This is a genomic window from Kineococcus gurbantunggutensis, from assembly GCF_050871925.1.
In the GTDB taxonomy this organism is placed as follows: domain Bacteria; phylum Actinomycetota; class Actinomycetes; order Actinomycetales; family Kineococcaceae; genus Kineococcus.
Window position 1 is genome coordinate 1 of sequence record NZ_JBJLSG010000017.1, and the last position, 20,311, is coordinate 20,311.

Consider the following 20,311-nt stretch of genomic DNA (forward strand, 5'->3'; position numbering starts at 1 on the left):
ACCACGACCCCGAAGCAGTCGCCCGCCCCCACCCCCCCCCCCCGCCACACGCCCCCCCCCCCCCCCACCCCGCCCCCCACCCCCCCCCCCCCCCCCCCCCCCCCCCCCCCCCCCCCCGCGTCGAGCGCGAGGTGGGCCCGGTCACCGGGCTCGCCCACGTCGCGGGCCTGCTCAGACCCGGCGGCGCGCTCGACACCGACGACGCCGCGTGGGAGGAGTCCTTCGCGGTCAACGCCACCGGGACCCGGAACGTCTGCCGCGCAGCGGGATCGCGCATGGCCACCCGCGGCCGCGGTGCGATCGTCGCGGTCAGCTCCAACGCCGCGAAACTCCCTCGCGCCGGCATGGCGGCCTACGCGGCCTCCAAGGCCGCCGCCACGCGCTACGTGCTCTGCCTGGGGCTGGAACTGGCCCCCGCCGGGGTCCGCTGCAACGTCGTCTCACCCGGGTCCACCGACACCCCCATGCAACGCACCCTGCACCCCGACGCCGCCGCCGGCCGCACCGCGGCCGTCCACGGCGATCCGGGGACCTTCCGCCTCGGCATCCCCCTGGGACGCGTCGCGGACCCCGTCGACGTCGCCGAGGCCGTGGGTTTCCTGCTCTCCGACGCGGCCCGGCACATCACCATGACCGACCTGCTCGTGGACGGCGGCGCCTCGCTGCGCGACTGACCGCGCACCCGCCCGCGGGCCCCGCTCCCGGCGGTGACCGCCGCGCGGCGGTGCCCGCACGGCGGACCCCGCGCGGGCACCGTCCGCCCCCACGACAGCACGACACCGAGAACCCCGGAGAAACCCCGTGCCCACCCCTGCGCCCACGAGCACGTCCACGCCCGTGCGAACGCCCGGACCCGTGCGAACGTCCGAACCGCCACCTCCCGCCGGCGACGCCGCCGGTCGCGCGGTCGGGGGCGTCGCGGACCTGCTGGCCGCCTACCGGCCCGGCACCACCGCGTGGTTCTCCGCCGGCGGCCGCCACCTGCTGGCCGGCGGTTCCCGGGCGCGGATCGGCTCCACCGCCGGTGCCGGCCCCGCGCTGGCCGCGCAGGTCGACGCGGTCCTGCGCGCGGACCGCCGGAGCGGCGGCCCCGGCCTCGCCGTCGGCGCCGTGCCCTTCGCCGCCGGCACCCCGGCGGCGCTGCGGGTGCCCGAGCGCCTGCTGCGCGCCACCGGTGCACCGCCGCCGGCCCCCGCCCCCGCCCCCGTCGGTCGCGGCGCCACCACCCGCTCCACGCCCGACGACGACGGCTACGCCGCCGCGGTGGCCACCGCCGTGCAGCGCCTGCGCGCCGGGGACGACCGGCTCGGCAAGGTCGTCCTGGGGCGCCTGCTGGAGGCCGACCTGCCCGGAGGCGTCGACGTGCCCGCCGTGCTGGCCCGGCTGCTGGCCGCCGACCCCGAGGCGTTCGTCTACGCCGTCGACGTGCCGCCCCTGCCGCCCCTGCCGCCCCTGGAGCCCACCGGCCCGGCAGCGGCCGCGCGGACCGCGGGCGCACCGGTGCGCACCCTGCTGGGGGCCAGCCCCGAACTGCTGGTCTCCCGGCGCGGGCGGCGCGTCAGCGCCTGCCCGCTGGCCGGTTCCGCGCCGCGCTGCGACGACCCGCACGAGGACGCCGCCCGCGCCGCCGCGCTGCTGCGCTCGGCCAAGGACCTGCACGAGCACGCCGTCGTCGCCGACGCCGTGCGCGCGGCGCTGGCCCCCCTCTGCCGGGAGCTGGACGTCCCGGCGACCCCGCAGGTGCGCGGCAGCGCCGCGCTGTGGCACCTGGCCACCCCCGTCAGCGGCGTCCTGGCCGACCCCGCCACGACCTCGCTGGACCTGCTGGCGGCGCTGCACCCCACACCCGCGGTGTGCGGCGTGCCGGTCGCCGCCGCGCGCGACCTCATCGGCGAGCTGGAACCGTTCGAGCGCGGCTACGCCACCGGCGCCGTCGGCTGGTGCGACGCCGACGGGGACGGGGAGTGGGCCGTCACCATCCGCTGCGCCGAGGTGCAGGGCGGTTCCGTGCGGTTGTTCGCCGGCGCCGGGGTCGTCGCCGCCTCCGACCCGCGCGCCGAACTGGCCGAGACGGCCGCGAAGTTCCGCACCTCCGCCCGCGCGCTGGGGATCGAGTGGTGAGCGCGCACCTGCCCGCGGTCGGCCTGTGGGAGCAGTTCGAGAGCAGCGCCCTGCAGCGGCCCGGCGCCACGGCCCTCGTGGCGAGCACCGCCACCGGCGAACCGGTGCGCGAGAGCTACGCGGACCTGCGCTCGCGGGCGCTGCGCACCGCGGCCGGCCTCGCCCGCCTCGGCGTGGTGGCCGGGGACCGGGTGCTGCTGCAGCTGCCCAACACCGCCGAGTTCCCCGCCGTCGTGCTCGGGCTGTTCCGCCTGGGCGCCCTGCCGGTCTTCGCGCTGCCCGCGCACCGCTGCGCGGAACTGCGCCACGTGGCCGCCACCAGCGGCGCGAGCGTGTTCGTCACCACCGACGTCACCGGCACCGGCACGGCCCGCTGCGACCACCGCGAGCTGGCCCGCGACCTGCTGCGCGCCGACGGGGTGCGGCTGCGCCACGTCCTCGTCGCCGGCGACGCCGAGGAGTTCGGCGACCTGGCCGACCTGGCGGTGCCCGACCCGGACGGCGCGCCGGCCGCGCTGCCGCCGGCGCCCGCGCCCGGCGAGGTGGCCCTCCTGCAGCTGTCCGGGGGCACCACCGGGCTGCCCAAGCTCATCCCGCGCACCCACGACACCTACGCCTACACCGTCGCCGAGAGCGCGCGGATCTGCGGCCTGGGCCCGGAGAGCCGGATGCTCGTCGTGCTGCCCGTCGCCCACAACTACCCCATGAGCTCACCGGGGATCCTGGGCACCTGGTGCGCGGGGGGCACCGTCGTGCTGGCCACCGACCCCGCGCCCGCCACCGCCTTCCCGCTCGTCGCCGCCGAGGGCGTCACCCACGTCTCCCTCGTCCCGCCGCTGGCGCTGCTGTGGACCGCCGCGGCGCAGGGCGGCGGGCACGACCTGTCCTCCCTGCGGGTCGTCGGCGTCGGCGGCGCCAAGTGCACCCCGGAACTGGCCCGCCGCGTGCCCGCGGTGCTCGGCGCGAGGCTGCAGCAGGTGTTCGGCATGGCCGAGGGCCTGGTGAACTACACCCGCCTGGACGACCCCGAGGACGTCGTCGTGCACACCCAGGGCCGCCCCCTCAGCCCGCACGACGAGGTCCGCGTCGTCGACGACGACGACCGCGACGTCCCGCCCGGCGAACCGGGGTTCCTGCTCACCCGCGGCCCCTACACGATCCGCGGCTACCTGGGCGCGCAGGCGCACGACCGCACCGCCTTCACCGCCGACGGCTTCTACCGCACCGGCGACGTCGTGCGGCTGCGCCCCGACGGCAACCTCGTGGTGGAGGGCCGCGCCGGGGACCGCGTCAACCGCGGCGGCGAGAAGGTGTCCGCCGAGGAGGTCGAGGACGTCCTGCTCACCCACCCCGACGTCCACGACGCCGCGCTGGTGGGCGTGCCCGACGACTTCCTCGGCCAGCGCACCTGCGCCTTCGTCGTCGCCCGACCCGGCACCAGCCCCTCCACCGCCCAGCTGCGCGCGCACGTGCGCGCCGCCGGCCTGGCCGCCTTCAAGGTGCCCGACCGCGTCGAGCTGGTCGAGCGCTTCCCCCTGACCGCCGTGGGCAAGACCAGCCGCCGGCAGCTGCGCGCCGCCCTCGCCGACCTCGTCCAGGAGCCCGCACCGTGACGACCCCCCTGCCCACCGGCGTCGACTACCCGATGCCCGCACCGGACCGGCTGCCCGCGCCGCGCGTGCCGTGGACGGTGGACCCCCGCCGCGCCGTGCTGCTCGTGCACGACCTGCAGGAGCACTTCCTCGACGTCTACGGCCGCGGTTCCGCCCTGCGCGCGCAGCTGCTGCGCAACACCGCGCGCCTGCGCGGGGCCGCCGCCGCCGCGGGCGTGCCCGTCGTCTACACCGCCCAGCCGGCGCACCAGGACGCGCGCGAGCGGGCGCTGCTGACCGACTTCTGGGGCGAGGGCCTCGGGCGGCGCCCGCACCGCGCCGGCATCGTCGCCGAGCTGGCCCCGCGCCCCGGCGACACGGTGCTGACCAAGTGGCGCTACTCCGCCTTCCAGCGCTCGCCGCTGGCCGAGCGGATGGCCCGCGCCGGGCGCGACCAGCTCGTCGTCACCGGCGTCTACGCCGGCATCGGCTGCCAGGTCAGCGCCTGCGAGGCGTTCATGCGCGACGTGCAGGCCTTCGTCGTCGCCGATGCCGTGGCCGACTTCGACCGCGAGCGCCACGACGCGGCGCTGCGCTGGGTCGCCGCCACCTGCGGCGTCGTGCTGAGCACCGCCACCGCCGCCGCGGCGCTCGCGCCCGCGCGCGCCGGTTCCGCCGCGGGGGCCACGGCGTGAGCGCGCCCGTGCTGGACCTGCTCGGCGTCGGTTTCGGCCCCGCCAACCTGGCCCTGGCCCTGGCCGTGGACGAGCACCGCGCCGCGACCGGCGGTGCCGGGTTGCGCACGCTGTTCGTCGAGCGCCAGCCGGGCTTCGGCTGGCACCGCGGCATGCTCCTGCCCGGCGCGACGATGCAGGTCTCCTTCCTCAAGGACCTCGTCACCCAGCGCAACCCCACCAGCGGCGCCAGCTTCGTCGCCTACCTGCACGAGCGGGGACGGCTGGCCGACTTCGTCAACGCCCGCACGTTCTACCCCACGCGCCTGGAGTTCCACGACTACCTGCAGTGGGCCGCGGACCGGGTGCGCTGCCCGGTGCGCTACGGCACCGAGGTCACCGCGCTGCACCCGGTGCGCCGCGGGGGCCGGGTGGAGCTGCTGGAGGCCGAGCTGTCCGACGGCACCGGCGTGCTCACCCGCTCGGTGAGCCTGGCGACGGGGTTGCGCCCCCGGGTGCCGCGCTCGCTGCGCACCGGCGCCCGGGTGCGGCACACCGCCACGTTCCTGCCCGACCTGGCCGCCCTGGAACCGGTGCTGCCGCCCGAACCGGTGTTCGTGGTCCTGGGCGGCGGGCAGAGCGCCGCGGAGGTGGTGCAGCACCTGCACGCCCGGTACCCGCGCGCCCGGGTGCACTCGGTGTTCCGCTCCTTCGGCTTCAGCCCCGCCGACGACAGCCCCTTCGCCAACCGCGTCTTCGACCCCGGCGCCGTCGACGAGTTCCACACCGCACCCGGCGGCGTGCGCGAGGAGCTGCTGCGCCGGCACGCGGGCACGAACTACTCCGTGGTGGACCTGGACCTCATCCAGGACCTGTACCGCACCGAGTACGCCGAGAAGGTCGCCGGCACCGCGCGCCTGCACCTGCACCGCGCCAGCGAGCTGCTGCAGGTGCGCGAGGACGGCGACGGCCTCGACGTGGCCGTCGCCGAGCGCACCAGCGGCCTGGTGCGGCGCCTGCGCGCGGACCTGCTGGTGTGCGCCACCGGCTACGAGCACCCGGACCCCACCGCCCTGCTGGGCGGCCCGCAGGGCCTGGGGGCGGCGGTGCACCGCGACGACGACGGGCGGGTGCTCGTCACCCGCGACCACCGCCTGGTCACCGACCCCGACGTCACCTGCGCGGTGCACCTGCTCGGCGGCACCGAGCACACCCACGGGCTGAGCTCCTCGCTGCTGTCCAACGCGGCCCCCCGCGCCGGCGAGGTGCTCGAGTCGGTGCTGCGGCACGCCCGGGCGCCGCGCGCCGTGCCCGCCTGAACCGCCCCCGCCCGGCCCCCGCTCGGTCCGCGTCCGGACCGGCCGCGCCCGACCGCTCCCGACCCAGAGGTGGAACCCCCGTGAGCACGAACCCCTTCGACGACGAGGCCGGGCAGTTCCTGGTGCTCGTCAACGACGAGGACCAGCACTCCCTGTGGCCCTCGTTCGCCGCCGTCCCCGCCGGCTGGCGCACCGTCTTCGGCCCCGGCCCGCGCGAGGCGGCGCTGGCGCACGTGGAGAAGAACTGGAGCGACCTGCGCCCGCGCAGCCTGCGCGAGGCCCTGCGGGACCGGATCCGGTGAGCACCACCACCGGGCCCGCCACCACCGGGCCCACCACCGGGCCCGCCCGCGCGCGCCCCGGCGCCCGCGCCGCCGGCGACCTGCAGCAGCGGATCGCCGCCGCCCGCGCCGCGAGCGCGCCCTCGAAGGTCGCCTACCCGATCGGGATCCGCGCGCTGCGCGTGCTGCGCCGCGAACGGCTGTCGGCGGGCCTGGTGCGCCTCGTCCTCGGCGGGGAGGAGCTGAGCGGTTTCCAGAGCCACGTGCCCGAGGAGCACGTGCGGCTGCTCTTCCCCGACCCCGGCGGCGGGCTGCGCCTGCCGGTGCCCGAGGGCGACGCGCTGCGCTGGCCGCGCCCGCTGCCCACCTCGCGCGAGTACACCGTGCGCCACCACGACCCGGTGGCCGGGGAGCTGCACGTCGACCTCGCCGTCCACCCCGGCGGGCTGGCCTCCGGCTGGGCCCTACGCGTCGAGCCCGGTGCCCGCGTGCACGTGGCGGGACCGCCCGGGGGTCTGGTGCTGCCCGACCGCTACGAGCACCACCTGTTCGCCGGCGACCTGAGCGCGCAGCCGCAGATCGCCCGGCACCTGCAGGCCCTGCCCGCCCACGCCCGCGGCTGGGCGCTGGTGGAGGTCGCCGACGCCGCCGAGGAGGTGCCGATGCCCGCCCCCGCCGGCGTCGAGGTGCGCTGGGTGCACCGCGGCGGCGCCCCCGCCGGCACGGGCACCGCCCTGGCCGACGCCGTGCGCGCCGTGCCGCTGCCCGCCGGCGGGCCCACCCTCGTCTGGGTCGCCGGGGAGGCCGGGGCCGTCAAGCCCCTGCGCCGCCGGCTGCGGCACGACGCCGGCCCCGGCGCGGTCGACCACCTCGTCACCGGCTACTGGAAGCGCGGCGTCGCCGACCACGACCCCGAGCACGACGAGAGCGACGAAACCACCGACGAGGCGTGAGCGCCGCCCGGGCCACCGCCGGGGCGACCACCCGGGTGACGCACCGGGCGAGCACGCCACCCGATCCGCAGGAGAAGAGCACCGTGAGCACCACCCTGCCGCTGACCGCCGCCCAGCTCGGCGTCTGGCACGCCCAGCGCCTGGAACCCGCCTCCCCGCACTACCTGGTGGGGGAGGTGCTGCAGGTGCGCGGCGAGGGACCGGTGGACCCGCACGCCCTCGCCGAGGCGGTGCGCCGCACCGTCGCCGAGGCGGAGACCCTGCGCGTGCGGATCGCGCAGACCCCCGACGGGCCGGTGCAGGTCGTCACCGACGGACCGGTCCCGGCGCCCGAGGTGGTCGACCTGCGCGGCGAGGCCGACCCGCGCGCGGTGGCCGAGGCCCTGGTGGAGGCCGAGCGCGCCCGCGCCGCCGAGCACTCCCGCGCCGTGGTGGACCGCGACCTGGTCCACCACCGGCTGCTGCGCCTGTCCGAGCGCGAGGTGTGGTGCGTGCAGCTGTACCACCACCTGCTCGTCGACGGGTACTCCGCGGCGCTGGTCTCGCGCCGCGTCGCCGCCCACCACACCGCCCTCGTGCGCGGCACCGCGGTGCCCCCGTGCCCGTTCGGGCGGCTGGCCGACGTGGTGGCCGCCGACGCCGAGTACCGCGCGAGCGCGCGCCACGCCGCCGACCGCGAGCACTGGCGGCGCGTGCTGGACCCCGCCCCCGACCTCGGCTCGCGCCCGCCGGCCCCGGAGGGCCCCGCCCGGCGCACCGTCGGCGCCCGCACCGCGCTGCCCGCCGCCGCCGTGGCCCGGTTGCGCGCGGTCGCCGAGGACCTGGGCAGCACCTGGGCCGACGTCCTCATCGCCGCCTACGCCGGTTTCCTGCACCGCTGGTGCGGGGAGCGCGACGTCGTGCTCGCCCTGCCGGTCATGGCCCGCTCGGGCCCGTCGCTGCGCACCCCGACGATGGCCGTGAACGTCCTGCCGCTGCGGGTGGCCGTCGACCCCGGCGACACCCTGGCCGACCTCACCGCGCGCGTCGGCGAGCGGCTGCGCGAGCTGCGCGCGCACCAGCGCTACCGCGGCGAGGACCTGCCCGCCGACACCGGCGTCCCCGGCGCGCTGCTGCACGGCGCGGGGATCAACGTCAAGGCGTTCGACCTGCACCTGGACTTCGCCGGGGCCCGCGGCGAGCTGCGCAACGTCGCCGGCGGCCCGCCGGAGGAGCACGGCCTGACCGTCACCCCCCTGCCCGACGGCGGGTTGCTGCTGGGTTTCGAGGTCGACGCCCGCAGCACCGGCGAGGACGCCCTGCGCCGCCGGCTGGGCGCGCTGGAGCACCTGCTGCTGGCCCTGCTGGAGGAGCCGCGCACCGCCGCGCTGGGCCGCACCGACCTGGCCCCGGCCGCGGACGTCGCCCGGCTGCTCGCCGAGCGCGCCCGCCCCGCCGCCGGCGCCCCGCCGGCCGGGCGCGCCCCGCGACCCGTGCCCGAGGTCCTGGACGAGCTGGCCGCCGCCGACCCGGCGGCCCCGGCGCTGGTGTGCGCCGGGACGACGCTGACCCGCGGCGACCTCGCCGCCCGGGTGCACCGCCTGGCCCGGGCCCTGCGCGCGCGCGGCGCCGGCGCCGACGACGTCGTCGCCGTGGCCCTGCCCCGCTCGGCGGACCTCGTCGTGGCGCTGCTGGCCGTGCTGGACGCCGGGGCGGCGTTCGTCGTGCTGGACCCGGAGCACCCCGCGGCCCGGCGCGCCGAGGTGCTGGCCGCCTCCGGCGCCGTGCTGCTGCTGACCCGCGGGCCGGGCGGCGCCGCCGCCGCGCCCGGCGTGCCGGTCCTGGACCCGGCCGCCGAGGACCTCGCCGCGCTCCCCGCGGCGCCGCTGGCGCCCGCGGAGCTGTCCGCCGAGCGCCACGGGGAGCACCTGGCCTACCTGACCTTCACCTCCGGCTCCACGGGGGAGCCCAAGGGGGTGCTCACCCGCACCGGCGGGTTGGCCACGCTGCTGCACCACCACCGCCACACCGTGTACGCCGAGGCCGCCCGCCGCGCCGGGCGCGCGCTGCGCACCGCGCACACCGCCCCCTTCGCCTTCGACGCCTCCGTCGACCAGCTCCTGTGGCTGCTGTGCGGGCACCGGGTGCACCTGTACGACGAGGAGCAGGTGCGCGACCCCCGCGCCCTGGTCGAGGCCTTCACCCGCGACCGCGTCGACGTCGTGGACACCACCCCGGCGATGGCCGCCCAGCTCCTGGAGCACGGCCTGCTGCGCTCCCCGGCCCCGCCGGGCACCCTCGTCGTCGGCGGCGAGGCGCTGCCGCCCGCGCTGTGGCGCCGGCTCGCCGAGGCGCCGCTCACCGCCTGGAACGCCTACGGCCCCACCGAGGGCACCGTCGACGCGCTCCTGGCGCGCGTGCAGGGCCCCGCCCCGCACGTCGGCTCCCCGCTGGCCGGCACCCGCGCGCACCTGCTGGACGCGGCGCTGCGCCCCGTGCTCGACGGCGTCCCCGGCGAGCTGTACCTGGCCGGCCCGAACCTGGCCCGCGGCTACCTGCACCGTCCCGCCGGCACCGCGGCGCGCTTCGTGGCCGACCCCTTCGGCGCGCCCGGGGAGCGGATGTACCGCACCGGGGACCTGGGCCGCTGGGTGCCCGGGCGCGGGCTGGAGCTGCTGGGCCGCACCGACGAGCAGGTCAAGGTCCGCGGGCACCGGGTGGAGCTGCCCGAGGTGGAGGCCGCGCTGGCCGCCGCGCCCGGCGTCGCCGCCGCCGTCGCGCTGCTGCGCACCGGCAGTACCGGCACCACCGGCACCGGGACCACCGGCACCGCGCGGCTGGTCGGCTACGTCACCGCCGCGCCGTCCGCGGCCCCCGGCGCCCTGGACGGCGAGGCGGTGCGCGAGCACCTGCGCACCCGCGTGCCCGCCCACCTCGTGCCCGCGGCCGTCGTGGTGCTCGAGGCCCTGCCGCTGACGGCCAACGGCAAGGTCGACCGGGCCGCGCTGCCGGCCCCCGCGGCCACCGGCACCGCCCGGGCCGCCGGCAGCGCCCGCACCGCGAGCGAGCGCGCCGTGTGCGCCGTCGTGGCCGAGGTGCTCGGCGCCGCCGACGTCGGGCCGGCCGACGAGTTCCTCGCCCTGGGCGGGGACAGCATCAGCGCCATCGGCGTCAGCAGCCGCCTGCGCCGCCACGGCCTGCACGTGCGCCCGCGCGAGGTCCTCTCCCGCGGCGACCTGGCCGCGCTGGCCGCCGCCGCCCGCCCCCTGGACGAGCAGGGGCCCCAGGCCCCCGACGACGGCACCGGGCCCGTGCCGCCCACCCCCGTCGTGGCGGACCTGCTCGCCGCCGTGCCCGGCGCGGCCGACCTGGCCGGCTACGCCCACTGGGCGCTGCTGGACCTCGGCCCGCTCACCCCGGCCCGCGCCCGCACCGCGCTGCAGGCCGTCCTGGACCACCACGACGCGCTGCGCCTGCTGCTGCACGGCGCCGGCGAGGTGCTCGTGCGCCCGGCCGGCGCCGTGCGCGCCGAGGACTGCCTGGAGGAGGGGCCCGAGCCCGGTGCGCGGGGGAGCGCGCCGGACGAGACCGCGCAGCGGCTGTGCGCGCGGCTGGACCCCCGCACCGGCCGGGTGGTCGCCGCCGCGCTGCTGCGCACCCCGCGCGGCGAGCGCCTGCTGCTGGCCGTGCACCACCTGGCCGTCGACGCCGTCTCCTGGCGGGTGCTGCGCGAGGACCTCGCCGCGGCCGCCGACGCCGCCCGCACCGGCACCCGCCCCGACCTGCCGGCGGTGCGCGGCTCCTGGCGCCGGCACGCCACCGCCCTGGCCGAGCAGGGCCGCACCGGCGCCCGCGCCGGTGAGCTGGCGCACTGGCGCCGCGTGCTCGACGGGCCCGCGCACCCGCTGGGGGAGCGGGCGCTGGACCCCGCCCGCGACCGCGCCGCGAGCCTGCGGCGCACCACGACCAGCACCCCGCCCGCCGTCGCCGCCGCCGTGCTGGAGGACCTGCCCGCCGCCCACCGCGCCCGACCCGACCACGTCCTGCTGGCCGCCCTCGTGCTGGCCCTGCGCTCCTGGGACGCGCAGGCGGGCCGGGCGCGCGCGCCCTGGCGCGTGGTCGCCCTGGAGGGGCACGGCCGCGAGGAGCTGCTGCCCGGCCTGGACACCTCGCGCACCGTGGGGTGGTTCACCACCGAGTTCCCCGTGCGGGTGCCCGCCGACGCGGTGGCCTCCGAGGAGGACCTGGCCGACGCGCTCGCCGGTGGCGCCGCCGCCGGCCGGCTGCTGCGCGCGGCCAAGGAGGCCGTGGCCACCACCCCGGGCGCCGGCACCGGTTTCGGGGTGCTGCGGCGCCTGGACCCGCGCACCCGCGCCGAGCTGAGCGCCCTGCCCGCCCCGCAGGTCCTGCTGAACTACCTCGGCCGCGGCCCGGCGGACCCGCGCGGCGCGGACCGCGCGGACGGGGTGAGCGGCGCGACGGGGTTCACCGCCGTCGAACCGCCCGCCAAGGCGCTGGCGGAGGCGCTCTCCCTCAACGCCGCCGCCGACGCCGACGGGGCGCTGCACGTGGAGTGGAACGCCGCCGCCGGCGTGCTGACCCCCGCCGCCGTGGAGGACCTGCAGGAGCACTGGCAGGAGGCGCTGGCCGCCCTCGCCGTGCACGCCGGCCGCTTCCCCGGCGGGCTCACCCCCTCCGACTGCACCGCGAGCGGTCTGGACCAGGACGACCTCGACGCCCTCGAGGCCATGCACGGACCGCTGCAGGACGTGCTGCCGCTGACCCCGCTGCAGGAGGGGCTGCTCTTCCACGCCGTCAGCGCGCGGGAGTCCGCCGGCACCGACGCCTACGCCCTCACCGCGCGCCTGGACCTGGCCGGCCCGGTGGACCCCGAGCGGCTGCGCGCCGCCCTGGACGGCGTGCTCGCCCGCCACCCCCAGCTCGGGGCGGCGTTCTGCTGGGAGGGGCTGGCGCGGCCCGTGCAGGTGCTGCCGCGCACCGCGGCGGTGCCCTGGCGCAGCGTCGACCTCTCGGCCCTGCCCCGGCGCGCGGCGGAGCGGGCGGCCGACGCGCTGGAGGAGGAGTTCGCGGCCGCCGCGCCGGACGTGGGCCGCGCGCCGCTGCTGCGGGCGCTGCTGGTGCGCCTGCCCGACGCCGCCCCCGACGCCGCCCCCGACGGCGCCCCCGACGCCACCCCCGACGGCCCCGGCGACGGTCCCGGCGGCGAGGCCCGCCACCGCCTCGTCCTGGGCGCGCACCACCTGGTCACCGACGGCTGGTCCACCCCCGTCGTCGTCGCCGAGCTGCTCGACCTGCACCACTGCGGCGGGACGCACCTGCCGGCCCCCGCGCCCTTCCGCGAGCACCTGGTGCGCCTGGCGCAGCGGGACCGCGCCCGCGACGAGGAGTTCTGGCGCGAGCGGCTGGCCGGGCTGAGCGCACCGACCCTCCTGGCCGCCGGGACCGAGCCGAGCGGCGCCCCCGCGCGCACCGCGGCCGTCCCCCTCGGAGCGGCCGCCGCGGAACTGCCCGACCTGGCCCGCCGGCACGGACTGACCCTGAACTCCCTCGTGCAGGCCTGCTGGTCCGTCGTCGCCGCCGAGGCCGCCGGCCGCGCCGACGTGGTCTTCGGCGCCGTCGTCTCCGGCCGCCCCGCCGACCTGCCCGGCGTGGAGCGGATGGTGGGCCTGTTCAGCAACACCGTGCCGGTGCGGGCGCGTGCCGTGCCCGGGCAGCCGCTCCTGGAGCACGCCGCCGCGCTGCAGGCCGAGCAGTTCCGCGCCCAGGAGCACGAGCACACCGCCCTGGCCGACGTCGAGCGCGCCGCCGGCCTCGGTCGCCTCTTCGACAGCCTCGTCGTCTTCGAGAACTTCCCCGTCGCGAGCGCCGCGACCGAGCACCCGGACCGCTCCCGCGTGCTGGACGTGCACCGGCGCGGGAGCACCCACTACCCGCTGACCCTGCTCGCCCCGCCCGGGGAACCGTTCCGCCTGGAGCTGCAGCACGACCCCGCCGTCGACGCCGCACGGGCCGGGCACCTGGTGCGGCGGCTGGCCGAGCTGCTGACCGCGCTCGTGCACGACCCCGCCACCACCGTCCCCGACCTGCCCACGGCCGCTCGCGCCGGAACCCCTCCCACCGGAACTCCTCACGCCGGAACCCCTCCCACCGGAACCCCTCGCGTCGCGACCGCTCCCGCAGCGGCCGCGGCCGCGTCCGTGACCAGATCCGTGCCGGTGGGCGCGGGGACCTCCTCGCCGGCGGGACCCGCCACCGTGGAGGCCGTGCGCGCCGAGTTCGCCGCCGTGCTGGAGGTGCCCTCGGTGGCGCCCGGCGACGACTTCTTCGTCCTCGGCGGGCACTCGATCACGGCGATGCGCCTCGTGGGCCGGTTGCGCGGGCGCGGCGTGCGCGTGCGGGTTCCCGACGTGTTCGCCGCCCGCACCCCCGCGGGCCTCGCCGCGCTGGCGCGCACCACCGCGGACACCCCCGCGCCGCAGGACCCCGCACCGCAGGACCCCGAGCTCCCGGCGGCCCGCGTTCCGGCGGACCGCCCGCACGGGGGACCCGCGCCGGTGGACCCGCCGCAGCGGCGCACGCCGCCGCCGGGGGTCGCCGCGGACGTCGCCGCCCAGGCGCTGCGCACCCCCGGCGCCGTCGCGCTGGTCGCCGGGGACCGCGAGCTCACCTACGCCGAGCTCACCGCACGGGTGGACGCCCTCGCCGCCCGGCTGCTCGCCGCCGGCGCCGGGCCCGAGCACCTCGTCGCCGTCGCCCTGCCGCGCGGCGCGGACCTGGTCGTGGCGCTGCTGGCGGTGCTGCGCGCCGGTGCGGCGTACCTGCCGCTGGACGTGGACCACCCGCGCCGGCGCCTGGAGCAGGTGCTCGCCGACGCCGCACCGGGCCACCTGCTGACCGCCTCCGGGCAGGGCGGCGACGCGCGCGCGGTCCTGGACGAGCTGGCTCCCGGCTGCACCACGCTCCTGCTCGACGAGGTCCCGGGGACCACCGGTGCGCAGCCGGCAGCGCCGCTGCCGCCGGTGCCCCCGGCGGGGGAGCACCTGGCCTACGTCCTGCACACCTCCGGTTCCACGGGGCGCCCCAAGGGCGTGCTGGTGAGCACCGCGAACCTGGCCGCCTTCGCCCGCAGCGCCGTCGAGGACGGCTGGGTCCGCCCCGGCGACCGGCTGGTGGCCGTCACGACGGTCTCCTTCGACATCGCCGTGCTGGAACTGCTCGTCCCGCTGACCGTCGGCGCCACCGTGGTCCTCGCCGACCGCGCCACCGTGCGCGACCCCGACGCGCTGCACGAGCTGATCGCCGCGCAGCGCGCCACCGTCGTGCAGGCCACCCCCTCGCTGTGGCGGCCGCTGCTGGAGCACGAGCACGCCGCCCGGCTGGGCGGCGTGCGGGCGCTGGCCGGCGGCGAGGCGCTGCCGGCCGACCTGGCCCGCCTGCTGCTGGCGCGCTGCGCCGCGGTGCGCAACGTGTACGGGCCCACCGAGGCCACCGTGTGGGCCACCGGCGCCGACCTCGCCCCCGCCGACGCGGCCGAGGACGAGGGCGCCGGGCAGGCCGTCACCATCGGCGGCCCGTGGACGGACGTGCGCGTGCGGGTCCTCGACGGCGCGCTGCGCGAGGTGCCCGACGGCGCCGTCGGCGAGCTGTACCTGGGCGGCGCCCAGGTCGCCCGCGGCTACCTGGGCCGGCCCGCCCTGACGGCGGCACGCTTCGTCGCCGACCCCACCGCCGATCCCACCGCCGACCCCACCGCGCGGGGCGGGCAGCGGCTGTACCGCACCGGCGACCTGGTGCGCCGCCGCGCGGGCCGGCTGGAGTTCCTGGGCCGCACCGACGAGCAGGTGAAGGTGCGCGGTTTCCGCGTCGAGCTGGGGGAGGTGGAGGCGGCCCTGCGGCGCGTGCCCGGCGTCGCCGCCGCCGCGGCCGTCGCCCGCGCCGACGGCACCGGCACCACCCGCCTGCTCGGCCACGTCGTGGCAGCCCCCGGCGCCCACCTCCAGGGCACCGCCGTGCGCGCCGCGCTGGCCGCGCAGGTCCCCGAGCACGTCGTGCCCGACGTCGTCACCGTGCTCGACGCGCTCCCGCTGACCCTCAACGGCAAGCTCGACCGCGCCGCGCTGCCCGGACCCGTCGCGCCGCAGCGCACCGGTCTGCCGCTCGAGGCGGCGCAGCGGCGACGGCTGGACGCCCTGCACCCGGCCTGGCGCCAGGTCCTGCCGCTGGGACCGCTGCAGGAGGGGATGTACGCGCAGTCCACCCTCGACGGCGAGCGCGACCGCTACGTCGTCCAGCTCGCCGCCGACCTCGACGCCGCCACGCCGGGCGCGCTCGACGCGGCGGCCTGGCGCGCGGCGGCGGGTGCGCTGCTGCGCCGGCACTCCGGCCTGCGCGCGGGTTTCACCCACGAGGGTTTCCCCGGCCCGGTGCAGTTCGTCGTCGACCTCGCCGCCGACGGCTCGGACGTGCCGTGGCGCGAGGTGGACCTGACCGCGGCGCAGGACCCGGAGGCCGCGCTGCGGGAACTGGCGCACGAGGAGTTCAGCGCCGGGTTCGCCCTGGACGCACCGCCGCTGCTGCGCTTCGTGCTGGCGCGCACCGCGCACGGCGGGCGCCTGCTGCTCACCCTGCACCACCTGCTCACCGACGCCTGGTCGCAGGCGGTCCTGCTGACCGACCTGCTCACCCTGCACGAGGCGGCGCTGGCGGGGCGCGACCCGGATACCCTCCTGCCGCCGGCCCCGCAGCCGGCCGACCACCTCCTGCCGGCCGGGCGGCTCGCACCCACCGCGGAGGAGGACGCCGCGGAGGAGGACGCCGAGGGGGAGGACCCCGACGAGGGGACCGCCGGCGGGGGAGCGGACGGCGCGGCGCGCGCGGCGTGGGCGCGGTACCTGGACGGGCTGGGCGCACCGACCCTCGTGGCGGGCGCGTGGGGCCCGCCCGCCGGCGCGGGCGCGCAGGCGCAGGCACCGGCGGGGCTGCTGCCGGTGCGCACCCACCGCCGGTTGCCGGACGCCACCGCGCAGGGCCTGCGGCGGCTCGCCCGGCGCCTGGGCGTGACACCCGCCTGCGTGCTGGCCACCGCCTGGGGCCTGACGCTGCGCGCGTGCACCGGGGAGGACGACGTCGTCTTCGGCTGGACCGTCTCCGGCCGCGACCCGTCCGTGCCCGGCACCGAGGGCGTCGTCGGGCTGCTGCTGAACACCGTGCCGGTGCGGGTGCGCACCCGGCCCGCCGAGGACCTCGCGGACCTGCTGCGCCGCACCGGCGCCGAGCAGGGAGCGCTGACCGCGCACCACCGGCTGGGCCTGGGGCACGTCCAGCGCGGCGCCGGGCACCCGGTGCTCTTCGACACCCTGCTGGTGGTGCGCAACCTGCCGCGCGACGAGCGGGCGCACCGGGAGGCGCTGCGGCGCAACGGCGTGCGCGCCCTGCACGCGGTCGACGGGACCCACTACGCCCTCACCCTGGACGCCGACCCCGGCCTGGACGGCGGCACGGCGCTCGGCCTGACCCTGGAGAGCCGGGCGGACCTCGTCCCCGACGCGGCGGCCGCGCGCGTGCTGGAGCACCTGGTGCACGTGCTCACCCTGCTCGCCGAGCAGGGCGAGCGGGTCGCGGTCGCCGGCACCGCGGCCGCCGTGGCCGAGCAGGCGGACCTCGTGCCGGCGCCGGTGGCGGTGCCCGCACCGGGGGAGCCCGGCGGCAGCGTCGACGCGCTGCTGCGCGAGCGCGCCGCCGCCGACCCGGACGGGACGGCGCTGGTGTGCGGGGAGGTGCGCCTGAGCGCGGCGCGGGTGGACCGGCGGGTGGACCGGCTGGCGCGGGTCCTCGCCGCCCGCGGCGCCGGCCCGGGGTCGGTGGTGGCGGTCGCGCTGCCGCGCACCGCCGACCACGTGGTGGCCCTCTTCGCGGTGCTGCGCACCGGGGCGGCCTACCTGCCGCTGGACGCCGCCTCGCCCGCGGCGCGCTCGCAGGCCCTGGTGCGCGACGCCGGCGCCCGCCTGGTCGTCTCCACCGCCGGGCGCTGCGGTCCCGCCACCGCGGGCACCGGTGCGGTGGCGGTGCTGCTCGACGACCCGGCCACCGCGGCCGTCCTCGACGGCGCCGCGCCGCCGCCGGTGGTCGCCGAGCACGCCGTGGCCGGGCCCCGCCACCCCGACCAGCCCGCCTACGTCCTGCACACCTCCGGCTCCACGGGGACCCCCAAGGGCGTCGTCGTGGGCCACCGCGGTCTGACGACGATGTTCCACAACCACCTGGAGCGGATCTTCACCCCGACCGCCCGCACCGCCGGCGGGCGACGCCTGCGCATCGCCCACACCGTCTCCTTCTCCTTCGACATGTCGTGGGAGGAGCTGTTCTGGATGCTCGCCGGCCACGAGGTCCACGTCGTCGACGAGCGGGCGCGGCTGGACCCGGTCGCCCTGGTGCGGCACTACCGCGAGGTCGGCGTCGACGTGGTCAACGTGACGCCCTCCTACGCGCGCGAACTGCTGGCGGCCGGGCTGCTGGACGGCGAGCGCACCCCGCTGCTGGTGCTGCTGGGCGGCGAGGCGGTCCCGCCGCACCTGTGGACCCGGTTGCGCGAGCAGGACGGCGTGGACGGCTACGACCTGTACGGGCCCACGGAGTTCACCATCAACGCGACGGGTTCACCGGTGCGGGCCAGCGCCACGCCGTGCCTGGGCCGGCCGGTGCGCAACGCCCGCGTGCACGTGCTGGACTCGGGGTTGCGGCCGGTGCCGGTGGGCGCGGTCGGCGAGCTGTACCTGGCCGGCGACGGCACCGCCCACGGCTACCTGGGCCGGTTCGGCGCCACGGCCGCCGCGTTCGTGGCCGACCCCTTCGCCGCGGACGGCTCGCGCATGTACCGCACCGGCGACCTGGTGCGCCGCCGCCCGGACGGGGAGCTGCAGCACCTGGGCCGGCGCGACGGCCAGGTCAAGGTGCGCGGTGCCCGCGTGGAGCTCGGGGAGGTCGAGGCGGCCCTGGCGCGCTGCCCGGGCGTCGTGCAGGCCGCGGCCACCGTGCGCACCGACGGTCCCGTGCCGCGGATCGTCGGCCACGTCGTGCTCGACCCCGGCCGCTGCACCGGCGGCGGGAGTGAGCTGGACGGGCTGGACGCCGCGCTCGACGCGGTGCGCGCGGCGGTGCGCGAGCAGCTGCCCGCGCACGCCGTCCCGGCCCGGGTCGTCGCCGTGCGGGCGCTGCCGTTGACGCCGAACGGCAAGCTGGACCGCGCCGCGCTGCCGGCCCCCGCCCCCGCCGGCGCGGGCCGGGTGCCCACCGGGTCGGAGCGGCAGGTGTGCGAGGTCGTCGCCGAGGTCCTCGGGCTGACCGGCGCCGACCCGGACGAGAGCTTCCCCGACCTGGGCGGGGACTCGCTGACGGCGATGCGCTGCGCCGCGGTGTTCGCCGCCCGCACCGGGCGCTCGCTGCCGGTCGCCGACCTGCTCACCGCCCCGGCGCTGCGCGTGGTGGCCGCCGCGCCCGCCGGTGGGCCGGCCGGGGAACCGGCCTGGGAACCGGTCGGCGAACCCGTCGGCGAACCCGTCGGCGGACCCATCGGCGGACCCGCCGGTGCCGGCGGCGGCCCGGACGCGCTCGTGGAGCTGCGCCCCGGCGGCGCCGGGGAACCGCTGTTCTGCCTGCACCCGGCCGGCGGCACCGCCTGGCCCTTCACCGGGCTGGCCGAGCAGCTCCCGGTGGACCGGCCGGTGCTGGCGCTGCAGTCCACCGAACCGGCCCCGGCGGACTGGGACGCGCTCGTGCGGCGCTGCGCCGCGGTCGTCCGCCGCCGCCAGCCGCACGGCCCGTACCACCTGCTGGGCTACTCCTTCGGCGGCTCGGTGGTGCCGGCCCTGGCCCAGCACCTCACCGGGGCCGGCGAGCGGGTCGCCTTCGCCGGTGTGCTGGACGCCCCGCCCCCCGGCCACCGCCGCGACGCGCCCGAGCGGCCCGCCGACCCCTCCTGGCCGCCGGCGGTGCGGCGCAGCTGGGCGCACTGCCTGCGCCTGCTCGCCGGGGCGCGGCCGGCGGACTACCGCGGCGCGCTGACCGTCGTCACCGCCGCCGCCCACCACGACGAGCTGGCCGCCGCCTGGGTCCGCGCCCACCGCGGCCCGCTCGTCCTCACCCCCGTCCCGCTGGAGCACGAGGCGATGGTCACGCGCGAGGGCTGGCTCGCCCTCGTGCCGCTGCTCGCCGGTGCCCTGGCGGTGCGCACCCCCGAAGGACCCACGATGACCACCGACGGTGGTCGAGAGCGAGGCACCCGATGAACGCGCCCACCACCCCCGGCGCCACCCCCGGCGCCACCCCCAGTCGCGCCCCCGGCGCCCCCGCGGGCGAGGTGCGCCCGCGCCGCAGGGCGCTGCTGACGGGAGCCGGCGCCCTGGCGCTGCTGGTGGCCGGCTGCGGCTCCGGCGACAGCGCCGCCGGACCGGCGGCGGCGCCGTCGAGCGCCCCCGCCGCCCCGGCCACCCGCACGATCAGCACCGAGCAGGGCGAGATCACCGTGCCCGGCGACCCGCAGCGCATCGTCGTGCTCTCCGGCGGCCTGGCCGGCTACCTGTTCGCCCTGGACGCCCCGGTGGTCGCCACCGACACCCGCGTGCTGGGCGTCACCGACCTGGAGGGCGGCTTCCCGCCCTCGTGGGCGGCGCAGGCCCGCGAGCAGGGCACCGCCGCGCTGCCGGCCGGGGAGCAGCTCAACGTCGAGGCCGTCGCCGCGGCGCAGCCGGACCTCATCATCGGCGGCGGGCAGGGCATCACGGCCGTGCAGGCGCAGGAGAACCACGACGCCCTCAGCGCGATCGCGCCGACGGTGCTGGTGCCCACCGGCACCACCGCCTGGCAGGACCAGCTCGAGGCCGTCGCCGAGGCCGCCGGGCGCAGCGAGGGCGTCGAGCGGCTGACGAGCACCTACGAGCGGCAGGTCCAGGAGGTCGCCGCCGCGATCACCCCTCCCGAGGGGGCCACGGTGTTCCTGCTGTCCCTGCCCAACGGCAAGCCGTACCTGGTGCCCGCCGACGCCGCGCTGCCGGCGCTGACCGCCGAGGTCGGCTTCACGCCCGACGACGTCGTCACCAAGGCGGGGAACCCGCAGCTGTACGGCAGCGGCGACTCCTTCGAGGTCAGCCCGGAGCTGCTGGCCGGGGTCGCGGACGCGCCCAACGCCTTCGTCGTCGGCCTCGGCGGCCGCAGCCTGCAGGAGCTCAAGGCCGACCCGGTGTACGCCGCGCTGCCCTCGTTCGCCGCCGGCCGGGTGTGGGAGCTGCCCGCCACCAGCTACCGGCCCGACTACGACGGGGCGGTGGGCGCCCTGCGGACCCTGGGGCAGCTCTTCGGCGCCTGAGCGCGGCGCCG

Annotated in this window: 9 protein-coding genes; all 9 read left to right on the forward strand. The window is 79.3% G+C overall.

Translation table 11 applies throughout. From position 1 onward, the window contains the following. Positions 1-131 precede the first annotated feature (131 nt). Positions 132-674 (forward strand): SDR family oxidoreductase, encoded by a 543-nt coding sequence (locus ACRYR7_RS04965; RefSeq protein ID WP_432570961.1) that lies wholly within the window; start codon positions 132-134, stop codon positions 672-674. Between the two features lie 181 nt (positions 675-855). Further along, entirely contained in the window at positions 856-2,121 is a 1,266-nt protein-coding gene (locus ACRYR7_RS04970; protein WP_432570962.1) for an isochorismate synthase, read from the forward strand. Beyond that, positions 2,118-3,734 carry a (2,3-dihydroxybenzoyl)adenylate synthase gene (locus tag ACRYR7_RS04975; protein WP_432570963.1) on the forward strand — a complete coding sequence of 539 codons (1,617 nt, stop codon included), beginning with the start codon at positions 2,118-2,120 and terminating at the stop codon, positions 3,732-3,734. The genes ACRYR7_RS04970 and ACRYR7_RS04975 overlap by 4 nt, the downstream gene beginning before the upstream one ends. Beyond that, the gene (locus tag ACRYR7_RS04980) at positions 3,731-4,408 is read left to right on the forward strand and encodes an isochorismatase family protein (RefSeq protein WP_432570964.1); all 678 of its coding nucleotides are present in this window, start codon (positions 3,731-3,733) and stop codon (positions 4,406-4,408) included. The genes ACRYR7_RS04975 and ACRYR7_RS04980 overlap by 4 nt, the downstream gene beginning before the upstream one ends. Next, the gene (locus tag ACRYR7_RS04985; RefSeq protein ID WP_432570965.1) at positions 4,405-5,706 is read left to right on the forward strand and encodes a lysine N(6)-hydroxylase/L-ornithine N(5)-oxygenase family protein; all 1,302 of its coding nucleotides are present in this window, start codon (positions 4,405-4,407) and stop codon (positions 5,704-5,706) included. The genes ACRYR7_RS04980 and ACRYR7_RS04985 overlap by 4 nt, the downstream gene beginning before the upstream one ends. 80 nt (positions 5,707-5,786) lie before the next feature. Then, positions 5,787-6,008 (forward strand): MbtH family protein, encoded by a 222-nt coding sequence (locus ACRYR7_RS04990; RefSeq protein WP_432570966.1) that lies wholly within the window; start codon positions 5,787-5,789, stop codon positions 6,006-6,008. Positions 6,009-6,088: 80 nt separating this feature from the next. Beyond that, positions 6,089-6,940: a siderophore-interacting protein gene (locus ACRYR7_RS04995; RefSeq protein ID WP_432570999.1), complete on the forward strand. Its 852-nt coding sequence runs from the start codon at positions 6,089-6,091 to the stop codon at positions 6,938-6,940. A gap of 83 nt (positions 6,941-7,023) precedes the next feature. Next, positions 7,024-19,224 carry an amino acid adenylation domain-containing protein gene (locus ACRYR7_RS05000; RefSeq protein ID WP_432570967.1) on the forward strand — a complete coding sequence of 4,067 codons (12,201 nt, stop codon included), beginning with the start codon at positions 7,024-7,026 and terminating at the stop codon, positions 19,222-19,224. Beyond that, complete coding sequence (locus ACRYR7_RS05005; RefSeq protein WP_432570968.1) at positions 19,221-20,300, forward strand: Fe2+-enterobactin ABC transporter substrate-binding protein; 1,080 nt, start codon at positions 19,221-19,223, stop codon at positions 20,298-20,300. Before ACRYR7_RS05000 ends, ACRYR7_RS05005 begins: the two co-directional genes overlap by 4 nt. Positions 20,301-20,311: the final 11 nt, after the last annotated feature.

Excerpts from the sequence above, each read along its gene's own strand:
- ACRYR7_RS05005 (WP_432570968.1), top strand. The coding sequence starts at position 19,221 with ATGAACGCGCCCACCACCCCCGGCGCCACCCCCGGCGCCACCCCCAGT.